We start from the raw sequence: 16914 nt of genomic DNA, 5'->3' as shown, positions 1-16914 counted from the left end.
TTCCGAACAGAGAAGTTAAGCCCGCCTGCGCAGATGGTACTGCATCATTGTGGGAGAGTATGTCGTCGCCTTTCTTTCAAGAATCCTCATCATTCAGTTGATGAGGATTTTTTTTGTTTTATGATATTTCAAGAAAAGACAATTTTTGAAATTGCAAATTCCATTCAACTTCAATAAACTACACAGGAAACCCAAGACTTTCTTAAGGACTGCTTGCGTTAGGGATGGTAGCGGCATCCTTTTGCTTTTTCTTTAAAAAGCAAAAGATACAGCGGACAGCACGGCCCGGAGGGAAACGCCATAAATGTTTAACTTCAAGTTTCTTTTATTCAGTTTTTGTTAAATTATAGTCAATTGTTGGTCTTAGCTGTCGATACTTTAGAATTTTAGAATTTGAATGAGTATTTTTGTATTTAAATTATTTATTAAACATGAAGAAAAGTATTTTACTGTTTGCACTTTTTGTCATCACAAATTTAAGTGCACAACAACGTCCCAAATTAGTTGTAGGTATAGTTGTCGATCAAATGAAAATGGAATATTTATATCGTTTTTCAGATGATTTTTCACCAAACGGATTCAAAAGATTAATGAATAATGGATATACTTTTCAGAATATGCATTATAATTATGTTCCTACCTATACTGCACCGGGACATGCTTCAGTTTATACAGGAACTACTCCTGCGACACATGGAATTGTAGGGAACGAATGGTTCAGCCGAACTTTGGGAAAAGAAATGTATTGTACAGACGATGCTTCTGTAGTTACTGTAGGCAATGGCACAGCTGAAGAGGGGGCAATGTCTCCAAAAAATCTCTTGAGTACTACGATCACCGATGAAGTGAGAATGGCAACCAATTTTAACGGAAAGGTTATTGGAATGAGTTTAAAAGACCGCGGTGCAATTTTGCCAGCGGGTCATTTTGCTAACTGGGCTTTCTGGTACAGTAAAACGGGGGATTTTATTTCGAGTACTTTTTATGGCGATAAATTGCCTGAATGGGTGTCACAATTCAACAATGAAAAACATTACATGAATTATATCGAAAAGGGTTGGGATTTATTTAAACCTGTTTCTACTTATAATGAGAGTCTTCCTGATAATAATCCGTATGAGGGCAAACTTTTTGGAAGCAGCGCGCCAGTTTTTCCTTATGATTTAAAAAAGATGTATGACAAGAACGATGCTGGAATAATTCGTTCAACTCCTTTTGGTAATGATTTATTAGCAGAATTTGCTAAGCGAGCAATTGAGAAAGAAGAACTCGGAAAAGATAATATCACGGATTTTTTGACAGTTAGCTTTTCTTCTACAGACTATGTTGGTCATTTGTTAGGGCCTCGTTCTATGGAATTACAGGACACTTATTTAAGATTAGACCAAACAATAGCTGATTTTTTGACTTATCTTGATAAAACAGTTGGGAAAGGCAATTATTTATTGTTTTTAACTGCTGATCATGCAGGAGCTGAAAATGTTATTTATTTAAAGGATAGAAAATATAACGTAGATAACTATCCTTCTAAGGATGTTAGAAAGGGACTTCAGGATTTTTCTGTAAAGACTTTTGGCATTGATTTGCTTTTAAATTATTCAAACTTTAATGTATTTTTTAATAAGCCCTTAATTAAAGAAAAAGGATTGGATTTGGTGAAAGTTAAACAAGCTTTTAAAGAATATCTAATTGCACAGCCTCATATTAAAAAAGCTTATACGGAAGAAGAAATTTTAGCTAATTCGGGTAATGATTACTATTTAAATTTTGTGGCTAAGGGATATGATGTTACGCAGAATGGAGATATAGTAATTATTGACAAACCCGGAGATATTCAGTATTCAACAACAGGAACTTCACACGGAACTGCTTATACTTATGATACGCATGTTCCTGCGATATTTTTTGGATGGCATATAAAGAAAGGGGAATCTTATGATAAAAAAGCAATAACTGAAATTGCACCTACCATCGCTCAGAAAATCAAGGTTACTTTTCCGAACGGAACAGAGGCTAAAGTAATGACTGAAATATTAGATGAAAATCAGAAATAAGAATACAACAAAAACCTGTCTTTTAAGGCAGGTTTTTTTATACACAAAAGAGGCTGTCTCAAAATTTAAATAAGCTTTATTGATTACAAATAACACTCTAAAAGGAGGTTAAATTGTAATTAACCAATAAATATTTGGCGTAATTGGATAATTTTGAGAATTATTCAAACAAAAAAAAGGCAGTCTAACTTTTGAGACAGCCTCTTTTAAATTTAGTGTTTGTAAGCACTTATCAGTATTAACACTATGCGTTTGCTAATACTATTTCTTCGTCATAAGGAAGATTCCAAGCTTCGGCTACTCCTTTGTAAAGAATTTTTCCGTTAGCTACGTTTAGTCCTTTTTTCAGTTCGTCGTTTTCTGCGCAAGCTTTTTGCCATCCTTTGTTTGCTAATTGTACAGCATATGGTAACGTTGCATTTGTTAAAGCTAAAGTAGAGGTGTACGGAACAGCTCCCGGCATATTAGCAACACAATAGTGAACAATATCATCAATAATAAAAGTCGGGTTTTCGTGAGTTGTTGGAGTACAAGTTTCAATACACCCTCCTTGGTCAACTGCAACGTCAACAACTACAGTTCCTGGACGCATTAATTTAAGCATGTCACGAGTAATTAAGTGTGGCGCTTTTGCTCCCGGAATTAGAACTGCACCAACAATTAAGTCAGCATCTTTAATTGCTCTTGTAATGTTGTAGTGGTTAGACATTTCTGTATTTACGTTTGCAGGCATAATGTCATCTAATTGGCGTAAACGTGGTAAACTCAAATCCATGATAGTTACTTGAGCTCCTAAACCTGCAGCCATTTTTGCGGCTTGAGTTCCTACGATTCCTCCACCTAAAACCAAAACTTTTGCTGGCGGAACACCAGGAACACCTCCTAAAAGAATTCCTCTTCCTTTTAATGGTTTTTCAAGATATTTTGCTCCTTGCTGAATTGCCATACGACCTGCAACCTCAGACATTGGCACTAAAAGCGGTAGGCTACGGTCTGTTTTTTCTACAGTTTCGTAAGCTAAGCATACAGCTCCTCTTTCCAACATTGCATGAGTTAGTTCTTCTGAAGAAGCAAAGTGAAAGTAAGTAAATAACAATTGGTCTTTTTTGATTAAAGGATATTCAGAAGCAATAGGCTCTTTTACTTTTATAATCATTTCAGCAATGGCATAAACTTCTTCGATTGTTGCAAGAACTACAGCACCAGCTTGAGCATACTCTTCATCAGCAAATCCGCTTCCTAAACCTGCAGTAGATTGAACGTACACTGTATGTCCGTGTTTTTTCATTTCAGAAACACCAGCAGGAGTCAAAGCAACGCGGTTTTCATTATTTTTTATTTCTTTTGGAACACCTATTATCATTTTGTTATATTTTTTTGTTTTTGTTGAAATTGTTTTACAAATCTACAGATAGCGAATAAATTATGGTTTAATGATTAATAAATAAGAAAATATTATTTTATTTTTTATTTTTACAGAAAATTATTCTGTTTAAAATCAAATTTTATTCTTCAAAAAGAAAAAATGACTAAAATCGAGTATTTTAAATAAAACGTTTTCGTTATGGCTTTAGATGAAATTGACAAAAAAATCCTACGGCTTTTACAGCAAGATGCACATTATACTTTGAAGGATATTGCAAACAAAATAAATTTGTCTTTAACCCCCGTTCATGATCGGGTAAAACGTCTTGAAAAAGATGGTATTATCGAAAAATATGTCACACTTTTAGACAAGAAAAAACTAGGGAATAATTTAACGGTTTACTGTCAGGTCACTTTAACTAAACAAACTTACGATACGTCAGAAGGCTTTAATCAAGCAATTTTGGAAATGCCCGAAGTTGTTGAGTGCAATTATGTTTCTGGGAATTTTGATTATATGCTAAAAATTATCATTCCGGATATGGAAAGTTATCATCATTTTCACCAAAAGAAATTATCTGTTTTGCCAGAAGTGTCTTTAATCAACACTGTTTTTGTGATTTCTGAGGTTAAAAGCACCACAGTACTCCCTATATAAACTAAAAGCCACCTCTAAATTGGAGATGGCCTTTTTGAATAAAAAAAAATATATTAATAGTAAGTAAATCTTCTCACCTTGGCTATGTATTTTGCCAAACGGATAACTTGGTGGCTGTATCCGTACTCGTTATCGTACCAAATATAAAGTACAATATTTTTGCCATCTTTGGATACGATGGTTGCATTGCTATCATAGATTGAAGGAGCGGAAGTTCCGACAATATCCGAAGAAACCAATTCATTATTCAGTGAATATTTTATTTGCTCGACCAATTCTCCTTCAAGAGCATATTTTTTCATTATTTTATTGATTCCGGCAATTGTTACTGCTTTTTTCACTTCCAAATTTAAGACTACTAATGATCCATTGGGCACAGGAACTCTTATGGCATTTGAGGTGAGTTTTCCTTCTAATGATGGCAACGCTTTTGCGACAGCACTTCCTGCACCTGTTTCGGTAATAACCATGTTTAATGCTGCAGCTCGCCCTCGTCTATATTTTCTATGCATATTGTCTACTAGATTTTGGTCGTTTGTATAGGCATGAATAGTTTCCAAATGCCCTTTTACAATTCCAATCGAGTCTTCAATTGCTTTTAAGACTGGGGTGATTGCATTTGTAGTGCAAGATGCAGCAGAAAAAATAGCGGTCTGGTCGGGATTGTACTCATTATGATTTACTCCATAAACAATATTTGGAACGCCTTTTCCAGGTGCTGTCAATAAAACTCTCGTAGCGCCTTTTGAAGATAAATGCCTTTTTAAAGCTTCTTCGGTCGTAAATGCACCAGTATTGTCAATTATCAATGCTTCATTAATTTCGTAAGCCGTATAATCAATTTCTTCGGGAGAATTTGCTGTTATCATATGAACAGTAGTTCCGTTTATGATTAAAGCATTGTTCTTTGAATCGGTCATTACGGATCCTTGGAAATCACCATGAATGGAATCATATTGAAGTAGAGAAGCTCGTTTCTCTAAACTTGAAGTATCATTTTTGTCACGGGTAACAATTGCTCTCAATCTTAGTTGGTTTCCTTTTCCAGTCTTAGACATCAGCTCTCTTGCTAATAAACGTCCAATTCTTCCGAAACCGTATAAAACGACATCCTTGGGCTGAATCTCTTTGGATGATTTTGCGTTTTTCAATTTATCCAAGACAAAATATCTTGCGTCGGGATATTTTTCTTCTTCCAGACAATACTCATATGTAAGTTTACCTAAATCGATTTTGGCTGGTGGTAGATCTAGTGATGATACGACTTTTGCGATTTCGACCGAATCAAAAATGGTGATGGGCTTACCGACAAATTCACCAGCATATTGATGCAGATTGATGATGTCACTCACATTTTTATCCAGTAACTGATTTTTAAATAAAACCATTTCGATGGATTTGTCATACCATAAATCGCTTATGACTTTAATTAATTCGACTCCTGCTTTACGACGGTCGATTTGTAACGATACCTCTTTTTGGTACAAAGATTTTTTGCTCATAATTAAAAAAATAAAATGCTCACTATTTTAAAATTTTGGGCAAAAGTATCTATTTCAATCGATTTCGTAAACTATTTTAGCATTTATTTTTTGCAATTGAAAAAGCCATCTTAAATTTTTAAGATGGCTTTTTGAGTTGAGTAGTTTCTTCAGTTTTACTGAAGATGCTAAACTTAGATTATATTATAATTCTGAAAATCTCACCATTTTTATTGATCATTTCAATTCGTACGCTTTGACCTTCATCTTTTTTACTCAAAAGTTTCGAAACAGTTTCGACATTTGTAGCTTTTACATTATCGATACTTAAGATGATGTTGCCAAGCAATTCGTTTTGATATTGCATTAAATTTTCATTAGAGATGTTTTTAATTTTAACTCCGTAATCAATTCTGAACCTTTTTTTATCTGCAGCATCAATATTTTCTAATTCGATTCCTTTAAATTCTGCACTATAAAACTCGTTTTTGCTTAAAGTAACCGGAACTGTTCTTGTTTTTCCGTCTTTAATATACGTTACTTTCACAACATCGTTTGGACGTTTCGTATTGATGTAACCTGATAGATCAGCGTATGTCGAAATGTTCTGCTCATCTAATTTTACGATGATATCGCCTTTGGCTAGACCTGCTTTTTCAGCCCCAGAATTTTTAGAAACTCGGTTTATATAAAAGCCTTGAGTTTCAGAAATACCTAATTCTTTAGAAGCTGTGCTGTTAAGTTCGCCTCCTTCAACGCCTAAAATCCCTCTTTGTACATTTCCATACTCCATAATGTCTTCGATGATTTTACGGGCAATATTTGATGGAACCGCAAATGAATATCCAACATAAGAACCTGTCATAGAAGAAATCATAGTATTAATACCAATTAATTCTCCTCTCGCATTTACTAGCGCCCCACCACTATTACCAGGGTTAACCGCTGCGTCGGTTTGTATAAAGGACTGAATACCGCTCTGGTCTAAATTTCTGGCTTTGGCCGAAACAATTCCGGCAGTAACAGTTGATGTTAGATTGTACGGATTACCAACAGCCAATACCCATTCGCCGACTTTTACGCTGTCTGAATTTGCAAAAGCAGTGTAAGGTAGTTTTTCGTCGGCATTTATTTTTAAAAGAGCAATGTCCATTTTAGAGTCGGTGCCAATTAGTTTTGCCTTGTACGATTTTTTATTGTTCAAGGTAATTTCGATTTCGGTAGCATCTTTTATTACGTGATTATTAGTCACGATGTAACCGTCTTCAGAAATTATGACACCAGAACCAGTTCCAACTTGTTCTTGTTGTTGCTGTCCGCCATAGCCGTAGAAAAATTCAAGCATCGGATTGCTTACGGTCCTTCTAGAAACATTTTTAACGTGAACAACAGTGTGGATAGTTTTGTCGGCCGCTTCGGTAAAATCAACCGTTTCAGCTCCTAAACCAACATTCTTCCCAAATGAATTCGGGGCAAGAGTAACAACAGAATTTCCTTTTCCAAATAAAGAATTACTTTCAAAAAGCAATTTGTAAGCACCAAGAGTAGTAGCGCCGCTAAGCAGTGAAACTAAAAATAAGGTTGAAAATCTTTTCATATTACAATTATGTTTTAAGTTTTTTAGGTGTATGCTTTTTAACATTTACAACGTAAAATTATGCCAAAAAATTATTCGAAAAAATGGTTTAACGCTCTTTAACAATGATTAACATTTCATTAATTAATAGTTCGTACTTTTGTATTTCTAACAACTAAAAAATGCAGATAGAATTTTATAAATACCAAGGTACAGGAAACGATTTTGTAATGATTGATAACCGTTCAGATTTCTTTCCTAAAGAGGATGTTAAACTTGTTGAACGCCTGTGTGACAGACGTTTCGGAATTGGAGCTGATGGATTAATCTTGCTTGAAAATGATGACGAAACAGATTTTAGAATGGTGTATTACAACTCAGACGGAAACCAAAGTTCGATGTGCGGAAATGGCGGACGCTGTTTGGTTGCCTTCGCAAATCAGTTGGGGGTGATTAATGACAAAACGACATTTATAGCGACAGACGGTCTGCATCATGCATCTGTGGGCACCGATTCAATTGTTTCTTTGCAAATGATTGATGTTGATGAAATACAGAAAAAAGAATCTTATACTTTTTTAAATACAGGCTCTCCTCATCACGTTCAGATTGTGGATGATCTTGAACATTATAATGTGAAAGAAAATGGAGCCGCAATTCGATATGGGGAATTGTATGGCGAAAAGGGAAGCAATGTCAATTTTGTCAAAAAAGTGGATGATAGTACTTTTTCATTAAGAACGTACGAAAGAGGAGTAGAAGATGAAACCTTGGCTTGCGGCACAGGAGCGACCGCTGTAGCTATCGCTATGAATGCTATTGGAGAAACGGATAAGACTTCGATCAATTTAAATGTTGAAGGAGGAAAACTTGTTGTATCTTTTGATAAATTAGGAGAAAATTTTACAAACGTGTTTCTAACTGGACCAGCAAAATTCGTTTTCAAAGGAACGGTCGAAATCTAATTCTACATTGAGTTTTGAAAAAAATCTTTTTTATTTTAATACTTTTTTTCATTAGTCTAAGCAGTCAAGCCTGCTTGAACGGAGAAAAATATGTGATGAAAAATGGGCATTACCTTTATTTAGATTATGCAGATAAGTTGCCCTTTGGTCATAATTTTATTATTGGTAAATATGCGAGCCGTTACAAATTTGAGTTGGATAGTCTTTATCGAAAAACAAAAGATTTAGATTATTTGTCTGATAAAGGTTATATTTTAATTCTAGAACAAAAGTATGATGAAGCTTTAAAACTATACCTAGAGATTGAAAAGTTAAAACCTAACAGATATTCTACGGCTTCAAATGTGGGAACATTGTATGAATTGATGGGGAATAATGAAGAAGCCTTAAAATGGATTAATAAATCGATTGCCATTAACCCGAAATCACATAATGGCTCTGAATGGCTGCATTCGAGAATTTTAGAAGCAAAAATTAATGGAAAAGACTTTTACAGTACGCAGTTTCTGTTGGGCACTGACTTTGGAAATGAAGTTAAGCCTGTTTATAAAATGGATACAATCGCGTTAAATAAATTAGATAAATCGCTGTATTATCAATTAAATGAAAGAATATCTTTTATTCAACCAAAAGATAGTATAATAGCTGTTTTATTGTTTGAGTTAGGAAACATAAAAATTATTAAAGGAGAGTTTCATACGGCAAAAGAAATATTTACAAAAGCAAAAGAATATGGTTTTAGCAGCAAAATTTTTGAAAAAAGATTAACTTATGTCAATCATGTATTAACTCCCAAATTGGCTCAAAAAAATAAGAAAGAGGTAGTAAATCCAGATTTTGATTATGTCAGAACTTTACTGTCAGTAATTTTAGTTGTCATATCACTTAGTCTTTTATATTTGCTTTTTCGTTCTAAGAACAACACGCCACAATCTAAAACAAGAGAATGATAACACTCAAAGGTGAAAATATTTATCTACGCGCACTCGAACCTCAGGATTTGGAGTTTGTTTATGAAATGGAGAATGATCAAAGTATTTGGGAAGTTAGCAATACCAATACGCCATATAGCCGTTATCTGATTCGACAGTATCTTGAGAATGCACAACAGGATATTTACGAAGCCAAACAATTACGTCTGGCAATCTGTCAGGACGAAGATTTTCCCGCAATCGGATTAATAGACTTATTTGATTTTGACCCTAAAAATAATAGGGCTGGAGTTGGTATTGTGATTCATAAAAATGAAAATAGAGGTCAAAATATTGGTTCTGAGGCTTTAGAGCTTTTAATTAAGTATTCTTTTTTCAATTTAAATCTTCATCAGCTTTATGCAAATATTAGTACAAATAATGAAGCTAGTATAGCTCTTTTTACTAAATTTGGTTTCAATAAAATTGGAATAAAAAAGGATTGGATATTGCTTGAGAACCACTATCACGACGAAGCAATTTTTCAATTGATTAATAAACAAATTTAAACTTTAAGCTTTGAGTCTAAAAAAAATTATCACGATAAGTGCCGTAGCCATAATTTCTGTCTTATTGATTTATGGATTTATTTTAATCAGCAGAATATTTGGTGCAAATACCAAATTTGAAGAAAAAGAACTCTATGTATATGTACCAACTGGCGCTACTTATACTGATGTAAAGAAAATATTAGAACCCTACGTAAAGAATTTTGACAATTTTGAGTTAGTGGCTGAAAAAAGAAGCTATCCAGAAAATGTAAAATCGGGACGTTTTCTTTTAAAGAAAGATATGAACAACATCGATTTGGTTCGAGCGATGCGTTCTAATATTCCAGTAAAATTGGTTTTTAATAATCAGGAGCGTCTTGAGAATTTTGCAGGAAGAATTGGTGCCGAAATCGAAGCTGACAGTATATCGTTATTAAAAGCAATCAAAGACCCCGCTTTTTTGGCCGAAAACGGATTTAATGAGGAAAATGTTTTTGCAATGTTTATTCCCAATACCTATGAAATCTATTGGAATACTTCTGCAGAGAAATTCCGTGATAAAATGATTAAAGAATATCATAATTTCTGGACAGAGGAGCGAATTGCAAAAGCAAAAGCACAAGGCCTAACTCCGGTTCAGGCAACTATTTTGGCTTCAATTGTTCATAAAGAGTCAGTTAAGAAAGATGAAAGACCACGTATTGCTGGTGTATATTTAAACCGTTTACGTTTAGAAATGCCCTTGCAAGCAGATCCAACAGTAATTTACGCTCTAAAATTAAGAGATAATAATTTTGAACAGGTTATAAAAAGAGTTTTTTATAATGATCTTGTAATGAGATCTCCTTACAACACTTACGTGAATAAAGGACTTCCGCCAGGACCAATTGCTATGCCTGATATTACAGCTCTTGAAGCAGTTATAAATCCAGAGAAAAACGATTTTATCTACTTCTGTGCAAGTGTAGAAAGATTCGGCTATCATGAATTTGCCTCGACATTGGCGGAACATAATGTAAATGCAAAAAAATATTCGGACTGGATTGCTAGTCAGGGTGTGACGAGATAACTGTGATAATGCTAAAAACGATTAGGAAACCGAAGTAAAATGTACTTCGGTTTTTTATTGTCCTTTCTTTAAAAAAAGTCAAGAAAATTAGAAAATTATCAAATTACTATTTTGCGTAATTTTTGATTTAGCTTAATAAAAAAATAAACATTTTTTAATGGTAAATTTTATAAAATTGAAAAAGAGCTTTTTCAAAATTTGCATAAAAACAGCTTTTCTATTGTAGGTTATTTCTTTCTTTTTAATGAGATTTCCTTAAAATTTATATAAAATTCGATTTTTTTTGCGACCAATTTTCAATTTTCGAAGCTAAAAAATTTGGTTTAAAATCTTTTCGAATCCATTACTATAACTGGGATTAAAGCGATTTTTGATTTTGTCTAAAAAATGCTAAAACACTGATTTTAAGTATATTTTAAAAATGCCTTATCTTTGCAGCGTAGAAATTTCAAGAGGGTGACAGCGTCTTGAAGAAAAACAATTTATGATAAAGAAATGGTATTTTTACGCGAGTTTAGTCGTTATTATTACATTTTTAAGTTTGGGATTTATTCCCTCTGATTATGAAACCAAACCATGGTTTCTTACTGAAAAAACTGATGGATCTGAATATATTTTTCCATCAAAAGAAAAGGATGATTATCCTAACACCAATGTCCCATATACAGGAAATCATCTTATAGGTTTTAAAGAAGCAGTGGCTTTTAAAGAATCTCAGGGAAAATACAGATTAGTAAATTCTTTGGGGTACATGGGAAAATATCAATTTGGTTCTAAAGCTTTGAGAGCAATCGGAATCAAAGATGACAAAGCCTTTTTAAAAGACCCAGCTTTACAAGAAAAAGCTTTCATGGCTTTATTAGCTAAAAACAAATGGATTTTACGCAATGAAATCGAAAGGTATGAAGGCAAAATTATCAGCGGTGTAGAAATCACCGAATCCGGAATTTTAGCGGCAGCTCATTTAGGAGGTGCGGGTTCTGTAAAGAACTTCTTTAAGAACAAAGGAAGCAGACATTTTAGAGATGCTTTCGGAACTTCATTAAAGAGCTATATGAGAGATTTTGCAGGTTATGATCTGTCTTTTATAGAAGCAGATAATAACGCAACGGTAAACGACTAAAACGCAAAAAAGAAAATCCCGCTCTCGGGATTTTCTTTTTTTAATCAATTAACGCTTCAAGAATTTTAATGGCAGCTTCACTGATTTTGGTTCCAGGACCAAAAACGGCTGCGGCACCGGCGTCAAAAAGAAATTGATAGTCCTGTGACGGAATAACGCCTCCGACAATTACCATAATATCTTCACGACCATGTTTTTTTAATTCTTCTATAACCTGCGGTACTAATGTTTTATGACCTGCAGCCAAAGAAGAAACTCCAAGAATATGAACGTCGTTTTCTACGGCTTGCTTTGCAGCTTCAGCAGGAGTTTGAAAAAGAGGTCCGATATCTACATCAAAACCAACATCTGCATAACCTGTTGCGACTACTTTGGCGCCTCGATCGTGGCCGTCCTGTCCCATTTTGGCAATCATAATTCGAGGACGTCTTCCTTCTTGTTTGGCAAAAACATCTGCTAATTTTTTTGCTTTTTCAAAATACTCGTCGTTTTTTATTGCTGCACTATACACACCGCTAAAGGATTTAATTTGTGCTTTAAATCGGCCGAAAACACTTTCAAGAGCATTGCTTATTTCTCCTAAAGTTGCTCTGTTCCTTGCTGCGTCGATTGCAATCTCTAATAGATTGCCTTCTCCCGTTTTTGCACAATGAATTAATTTATCTAGTGAACTGTTTACCTTTTCTGAATTTCTTTTTTCTTTAATTTTGTTCAGACGCTCGATTTGCTGTCTGCGAACCAATTGATTATCTACATCAAGTATATGCAAAGGATCTTCTTTCTCTAAGCGGAATTTATTTACTCCTACAATAATATCCTGTCCGCTGTCTATACGTGCCTGTTTTCGTGCGGCAGCTTCCTCAATTCTAAGTTTCGGAATTCCAGCTTCAATTGCCTTGGTCATTCCTCCCAGTTCTTCTACTTCCTCAATTAGTTTCCACGTTTTCTCAGCTATATCATTCGTTAGGCTTTCAAGATAATAACTTCCCGCCCAAGGATCTACTGTTTTGGTTATTTTGGTTTCTTCCTGAAGAAAGATTTGTGTATTTCGGGCTATTCGTGCTGAAAAGTCTGTAGGAAGCGCAATAGCTTCATCTAATGCATTGGTATGTAGAGATTGCGTACCTCCAAAAGCCGCAGCGGCAGCTTCTATGCAGGTTCTGGCTACATTATTAAAAGGATCTTGTTCGGTTAAGCTCCAGCCACTGGTTTGGCAGTGGGTTCGTAGTGCTAAAGATTTATCGCTTTTCGGCTTAAATTGCTGTAATAATTTAGCCCAAATCATTCGTCCAGCTCTCATTTTAGCAATTTCCATAAAATGATTCATTCCGATTGCCCAAAAGAATGAAAGGCGTGGAGCAAATTCGTCAATGGTCATTCCGGTTGATAATCCCGTTCTAATATATTCTAAACCGTCAGCTAAAGTGTAGGCCAATTCAATATCTGCTGTTGCTCCCGCTTCCTGCATATGATAACCAGAAATAGAAATAGAATTGAACTTTGGCATTTTTTTGCTCGTAAATTCAAAAATATCTGCAATTATTTTCATCGAAGGAGCTGGCGGATAGATATACGTATTTCTAACCATAAACTCCTTCAGAATGTCGTTTTGGATTGTTCCCGCCAATTTTTCTGGAGAAACTCCTTGTTCTTCTGCAGCAACAATATAAAAAGCCATAATCGGCAGCACAGCACCGTTCATGGTCATTGATACAGACATTTCATCAAGCGGAATCTGATCGAAAAGTATTTTCATATCTTCAACAGAATCGATTGCAACTCCAGCTTTTCCAACATCTCCAAGAACTCTCTCGTGATCAGAATCGTAACCGCGGTGTGTGGGCAAATCAAAAGCAATCGAAAGCCCTTTTTGACCCGCAGCTAAGTTTCTTTTATAGAAGGCATTACTTTCTTCTGCAGTCGAAAATCCGGCATATTGGCGAATGGTCCACGGGCGTCTTACATACATAGTAGCGTATGGTCCGCGTAAATTTGGTGCAAAACCAGCTCCGAAATCTAGAAATTCTAACTCTTCGATATCTTTCTCTGAATAGTTTTTTTTGATTTCGATTCCTTCGGCTGTGGTGAAGTTTTCAGTTACAGGTTCAGAGTTATGCGTCAGTTTATCTAACGTTTCACTTTTTACATTTAACTTTATATGTTTAAGGTCTTTTCTCAATTGTAAATATTGTTATTTAAATACATTTAAATCTCTTTCAATTTCTTTTAAAAATTCATCGTTGCTAGAGACATTATTTGGGTTTTTTAAATAATCTTCTGTTCGTTTTCTAACTTCAGCAATTTGACATTTAGGAATTTTGTATTCAGTTTTAGTTATTGAATCGTTTTGATTTTTTAAGTCTTTCATAATACGCTAAATTTATGTTCAATAACTCGCTTCTGATTCTATTCTTGTTCCAATCGTTCTTGCTCCATTTTCTCTGCCAATCTTTTCTCAATAATTGGAGTAATTAATGTTTTTCTTGGTTTGATTTTTACGAAAGGAAACAATTCTAAATCATTTTTCATTCGGTCTTCTTTGTTTGGATATTTATTCGTGCCAACCAAAATTTCTTTTTTAGAATCAAACAATTCCTGTTCTTTAGTGGCACTTTCCTGAATTTTCTTTTTGATAGTACCATCGTTTAAAAGTTTCAAGAAACCTCCTTCAGCTTCTATATCTTTAAATAAAGCGAGACTTTTTTCAGCCAGTTGCATTGTTAGGCTTTCGATATAATAACTTCCATCGGCTGGATTGTTTACTTTATCAAAATAGCTTTCGTGTTTTAAGATTAAAAGCTGATTTCTGGCGATTCGATCTCCAAATTCATTGTCTTTATGGTACAATGAGTCGTAGGGCAGATTGGCAATTGCATCAGCTCCTCCTAAAATTGCAGACATGCATTCGGTTGTAGTTCGAAGCATGTTGACGTTATAATCGTAAATTGTTTTATTGCGTTTGGTTGGTGTAACCAAAAAATGACATTTGATATTGGAATTATATTCTCCAGCAATCAAATCAAACAACATTCTAAGCGCGCGAAGTTTTGCAATTTCAAAGAAATAATTGCTTCCAACCGAAATCTGAAAAACTATAGATTTTGTTTGATTAGCAAAACGATTCAAATATTCGTTTGCGTGAGCTAAACTATACGCAATCTGCTGCGTGATATTTGCCCCTGCATTTTGATATAAGCCAGAATCAATACTTAATAAGGAAAGATTTGGAGCTTCTGTTGAAATTTTTTCTAATGTTTCGAAATTATTTTTATCAGAAGTCAGAAACCAGTTGCCTTGTCTCGCTAATTGCCCGATTGGATCTAGATTACAATAAAATATCGCCTTTTTTGTAACAGATATTTGGTTTAATCTTTTTACGAAATCGATTGAGAGAAAACTTAAATTGAAGTAAACGATTTTGTTTTCCAAAGGAAGATTTTCCAATAGTTTAGCTACATCTGCATTTTCGTTTTGAATCGTAAAACGTAAGCTTTCGGCACCTCTTTCAAGGGTGTTGTTTGCTCTTCGAATCGATTTTTCGATATCGTGAACAAAGATATTCTGGCAGATTTTAAAATCAGATGCCTGAGTTTTTACATGTGCTTTTTTAGAAAATTCGTCGCCGTGATAAAATGGTTTTACCTGAATATCTTCGGGAGAATTCCAAATCACGGTTTGATTGTAGTCGGCTCCATCCAATTCAAACTGAATTTTTTGTTTCCATTGTTTGGATGAAATCGGATTAAAATCGTCGAATAGGTTAGTGGCCATTGGTTGTTTTTTCTATGTTATTCTTCTTGAATAGTGTCTCCTTCAAATTGAATGATGTAAATATCTTCGCTGTCTTTTTTCATAAAGTACTTTTCGCGTGCATATTTCTCAATCTGTTCCGGATTTTTGAGCTGCTTTATCTGCTCTTGATCCTTCTTTATTTCTTCCTGATAATAGGTTTTATTATCCTCAAGTTCATGTATTTGTTCATCTAAGAAACGATGATCAAAATAGGAATAATTGTCTAAAAACAACATCCAAACAATAAAAAATAGCAGAACCCAAACGTATTTGTTGCCTAGGTATTTGAACCATTTTTTGTCTTTGTATGGATTTTTAAATTTCATTTTAAACGAATATTTCTTTTGAATATGATTGGTCTTTTCTAGCTCCGATAGTAGTGAAAATCCTTTTGTGTCTCGTTTGTTTAAAGAAGACACAAAAGATTACTTCACTTAATTTATATTTCAAGCGGAGTTCAATGAACTTCGTTTGAAACGAATATCGGGAAATAGCTCCTAATTTCTATGGTTTAAATTTACAATAAAAATTATGAAATTCTCTGATTAATTACGGCACGAACCACATCAATTGCTACGGTATTGTATTTGTCGTTCGGGATAATGATGTCTGCAAAAGCTTTAGATGGTTCGATAAATTGCTCATGCATAGGTTTTAAAGTCGTTTGGTAACGGTTTAAAACCTCGTCGATATCGCGTCCTCTTTCTGAAATATCTCTTTTTAAACGACGAATTAATCTTTCATCAGAATCGGCGTGAACGAAAATTTTAATGTCGAACATATCACGTAGTTCCGGATTGGTCAGAATTAAAATTCCTTCTACAATCATTACTTTTCTTGGATGTGTTGAAACAGTGTCATCAGTTCTGTTGTGCTGAATAAAAGAATAAACAGGCTGATCAATTGTTTCACCAGCTTTAAGCGCTTTTAAATGTTTTACCAATAATTCAAAATCAATAGCGCGTGGATGATCAAAGTTGATTAATGCTCTTTCGTCAAAAGACAAATTGGTAGTTTCTTTATAATATGAATCTTGAGAAATGACTCCCACTTCAGTATGTGGTAATTCGTTCATGATTTGGTGCACTACCGTTGTTTTTCCACTTCCTGTTCCCCCAGCGATTCCTATAATGAGCATAAATTTGATGTTATAATTTGTTTCGCAAAAATAATAATTTAACTGAATTGCTAAACACATAATATAATTTAACCATATAAGTAATGTAAGTAAATTTAAGCTGTAAGATGTCTAAACAAAATGTCGCTTAATTGAACTTATATTACTTATATGGTGAAAAAACAAAAAAATCCCGAAAGTAAACCTTCGGGATTTCGTGCAATCAGTATAGTTTTAAAAAATATTCTGAAT

The 16914-nt window shown here is 34.2% G+C and carries 15 protein-coding genes and 1 rRNA gene; 8 read left to right on the top strand and 8 right to left on the bottom strand.

Annotation, left to right across the window (positions count from 1 at the left end):
• Both rrf and pafA read left to right on the top strand, forming a co-directional pair.
• Window positions 1-74: ribosomal RNA gene (rrf, locus tag E0W73_RS21765) — 5S ribosomal RNA — on the top strand; the annotation flags it as partial.
• Between the two features lie 357 nt (window positions 75-431).
• Complete coding sequence (pafA, locus tag E0W73_RS04740) at window positions 432-2054, top strand: alkaline phosphatase PafA (RefSeq protein WP_135220933.1); 1623 nt, start codon at window positions 432-434, stop codon at window positions 2052-2054.
• Between the two features lie 244 nt (window positions 2055-2298).
• Here the strand turns inward: pafA and ald are convergent, their stop codons facing one another.
• Window positions 2299-3417: an alanine dehydrogenase gene (ald, locus tag E0W73_RS04735; protein ID WP_135220932.1), complete on the bottom strand. Its 1119-nt coding sequence runs from the start codon at window positions 3415-3417 to the stop codon at window positions 2299-2301.
• Window positions 3418-3618: 201 nt separating this feature from the next.
• Here ald and E0W73_RS04730 point away from each other — a divergent pair, with 201 nt between their 5' ends.
• Window positions 3619-4077, top strand: coding sequence for an Lrp/AsnC family transcriptional regulator (locus E0W73_RS04730; protein ID WP_135220931.1), 459 nt, complete (start codon window positions 3619-3621; stop codon window positions 4075-4077).
• A 53-nt stretch (window positions 4078-4130) separates the two neighbouring features.
• Here the strand turns inward: E0W73_RS04730 and E0W73_RS04725 are convergent, their stop codons facing one another.
• Complete coding sequence (locus E0W73_RS04725) at window positions 4131-5579, bottom strand: glyceraldehyde-3-phosphate dehydrogenase (RefSeq protein ID WP_135220930.1); 1449 nt, start codon at window positions 5577-5579, stop codon at window positions 4131-4133.
• A gap of 178 nt (window positions 5580-5757) precedes the next feature.
• Window positions 5758-7155, bottom strand: a complete 1398-nt coding sequence (locus E0W73_RS04720; protein WP_135220929.1) for a trypsin-like peptidase domain-containing protein — start codon at window positions 7153-7155, stop codon at window positions 5758-5760.
• A gap of 161 nt (window positions 7156-7316) precedes the next feature.
• Here E0W73_RS04720 and dapF point away from each other — a divergent pair, with 161 nt between their 5' ends.
• From dapF to E0W73_RS04695, 5 genes are all read left to right on the top strand, one after another.
• Complete coding sequence (dapF, locus tag E0W73_RS04715) at window positions 7317-8099, top strand: diaminopimelate epimerase (RefSeq protein ID WP_135220928.1); 783 nt, start codon at window positions 7317-7319, stop codon at window positions 8097-8099.
• A 14-nt stretch (window positions 8100-8113) separates the two neighbouring features.
• Entirely contained in the window at window positions 8114-9049 is a 936-nt protein-coding gene (locus E0W73_RS04710) for a tetratricopeptide repeat protein (protein ID WP_135220927.1), read from the top strand.
• Window positions 9046-9579, top strand: a complete 534-nt coding sequence (locus tag E0W73_RS04705) for a GNAT family N-acetyltransferase (protein ID WP_135220926.1) — start codon at window positions 9046-9048, stop codon at window positions 9577-9579. Before E0W73_RS04710 ends, E0W73_RS04705 begins: the two co-directional genes overlap by 4 nt.
• Window positions 9580-9589: 10 nt before the next feature.
• Window positions 9590-10630, top strand: coding sequence for an endolytic transglycosylase MltG (gene mltG, locus E0W73_RS04700; RefSeq protein WP_135220925.1), 1041 nt, complete (start codon window positions 9590-9592; stop codon window positions 10628-10630).
• A 484-nt stretch (window positions 10631-11114) separates the two neighbouring features.
• Entirely contained in the window at window positions 11115-11753 is a 639-nt protein-coding gene (locus tag E0W73_RS04695) for a peptidoglycan-binding protein LysM (protein WP_135220924.1), read from the top strand.
• 40 nt (window positions 11754-11793) lie between these two features.
• On the opposite strand, the gene scpA is transcribed toward E0W73_RS04695, so the two are convergent.
• From scpA to udk, 5 genes are all read right to left on the bottom strand, one after another.
• Complete coding sequence (gene scpA / locus E0W73_RS04690; RefSeq protein WP_135220923.1) at window positions 11794-13932, bottom strand: methylmalonyl-CoA mutase; 2139 nt, start codon at window positions 13930-13932, stop codon at window positions 11794-11796.
• A gap of 12 nt (window positions 13933-13944) precedes the next feature.
• Complete coding sequence (locus E0W73_RS21375) at window positions 13945-14121, bottom strand: hypothetical protein (RefSeq protein ID WP_162847660.1); 177 nt, start codon at window positions 14119-14121, stop codon at window positions 13945-13947.
• 38 nt (window positions 14122-14159) lie between these two features.
• A complete protein-coding gene (locus tag E0W73_RS04685; RefSeq protein WP_135220922.1) occupies window positions 14160-15524 on the bottom strand; it encodes a methylmalonyl-CoA mutase subunit beta in 1365 nt (454 codons plus the stop codon).
• Window positions 15525-15541: 17 nt separating this feature from the next.
• Window positions 15542-15871, bottom strand: a complete 330-nt coding sequence (locus E0W73_RS04680) for an FtsB family cell division protein (RefSeq protein ID WP_135220921.1) — start codon at window positions 15869-15871, stop codon at window positions 15542-15544.
• 203 nt (window positions 15872-16074) lie between these two features.
• Window positions 16075-16683 carry a uridine kinase gene (gene udk / locus E0W73_RS04675; protein WP_125723348.1) on the bottom strand — a complete coding sequence of 203 codons (609 nt, stop codon included), beginning with the start codon at window positions 16681-16683 and terminating at the stop codon, window positions 16075-16077.
• Between the last annotated feature and the right edge of the window lie 231 nt (window positions 16684-16914).

This window comes from Flavobacterium foetidum (assembly GCF_004634245.1).
Taxonomy (GTDB): Bacteria; Bacteroidota; Bacteroidia; order Flavobacteriales; family Flavobacteriaceae; genus Flavobacterium; species Flavobacterium foetidum.
This window is presented reverse-complemented; position numbering and strand designations above follow the sequence as displayed.

Excerpts from the sequence above, each read along its gene's own strand:
- pafA (WP_135220933.1), top strand. The coding sequence starts at position 432 with ATGAAGAAAAGTATTTTACTGTTTGCACTTTTTGTCATCACAAATTTA.
- ald (WP_135220932.1), bottom strand. The coding sequence starts at position 3,417 with ATGATAATAGGTGTTCCAAAAGAAATAAAAAATAATGAAAACCGCGTT.
- E0W73_RS04730 (WP_135220931.1), top strand. The coding sequence starts at position 3,619 with ATGGCTTTAGATGAAATTGACAAAAAAATCCTACGGCTTTTACAGCAA.
- E0W73_RS04725 (WP_135220930.1), bottom strand. The coding sequence starts at position 5,579 with ATGAGCAAAAAATCTTTGTACCAAAAAGAGGTATCGTTACAAATCGAC.
- E0W73_RS04720 (WP_135220929.1), bottom strand. The coding sequence starts at position 7,155 with ATGAAAAGATTTTCAACCTTATTTTTAGTTTCACTGCTTAGCGGCGCT.
- dapF (WP_135220928.1), top strand. The coding sequence starts at position 7,317 with ATGCAGATAGAATTTTATAAATACCAAGGTACAGGAAACGATTTTGTA.
- E0W73_RS04705 (WP_135220926.1), top strand. The coding sequence starts at position 9,046 with ATGATAACACTCAAAGGTGAAAATATTTATCTACGCGCACTCGAACCT.
- E0W73_RS04695 (WP_135220924.1), top strand. The coding sequence starts at position 11,115 with ATGATAAAGAAATGGTATTTTTACGCGAGTTTAGTCGTTATTATTACA.
- E0W73_RS21375 (WP_162847660.1), bottom strand. The coding sequence starts at position 14,121 with ATGAAAGACTTAAAAAATCAAAACGATTCAATAACTAAAACTGAATAC.
- E0W73_RS04685 (WP_135220922.1), bottom strand. The coding sequence starts at position 15,524 with ATGGCCACTAACCTATTCGACGATTTTAATCCGATTTCATCCAAACAA.
- E0W73_RS04680 (WP_135220921.1), bottom strand. The coding sequence starts at position 15,871 with ATGAAATTTAAAAATCCATACAAAGACAAAAAATGGTTCAAATACCTA.
- udk (WP_125723348.1), bottom strand. The coding sequence starts at position 16,683 with ATGCTCATTATAGGAATCGCTGGGGGAACAGGAAGTGGAAAAACAACG.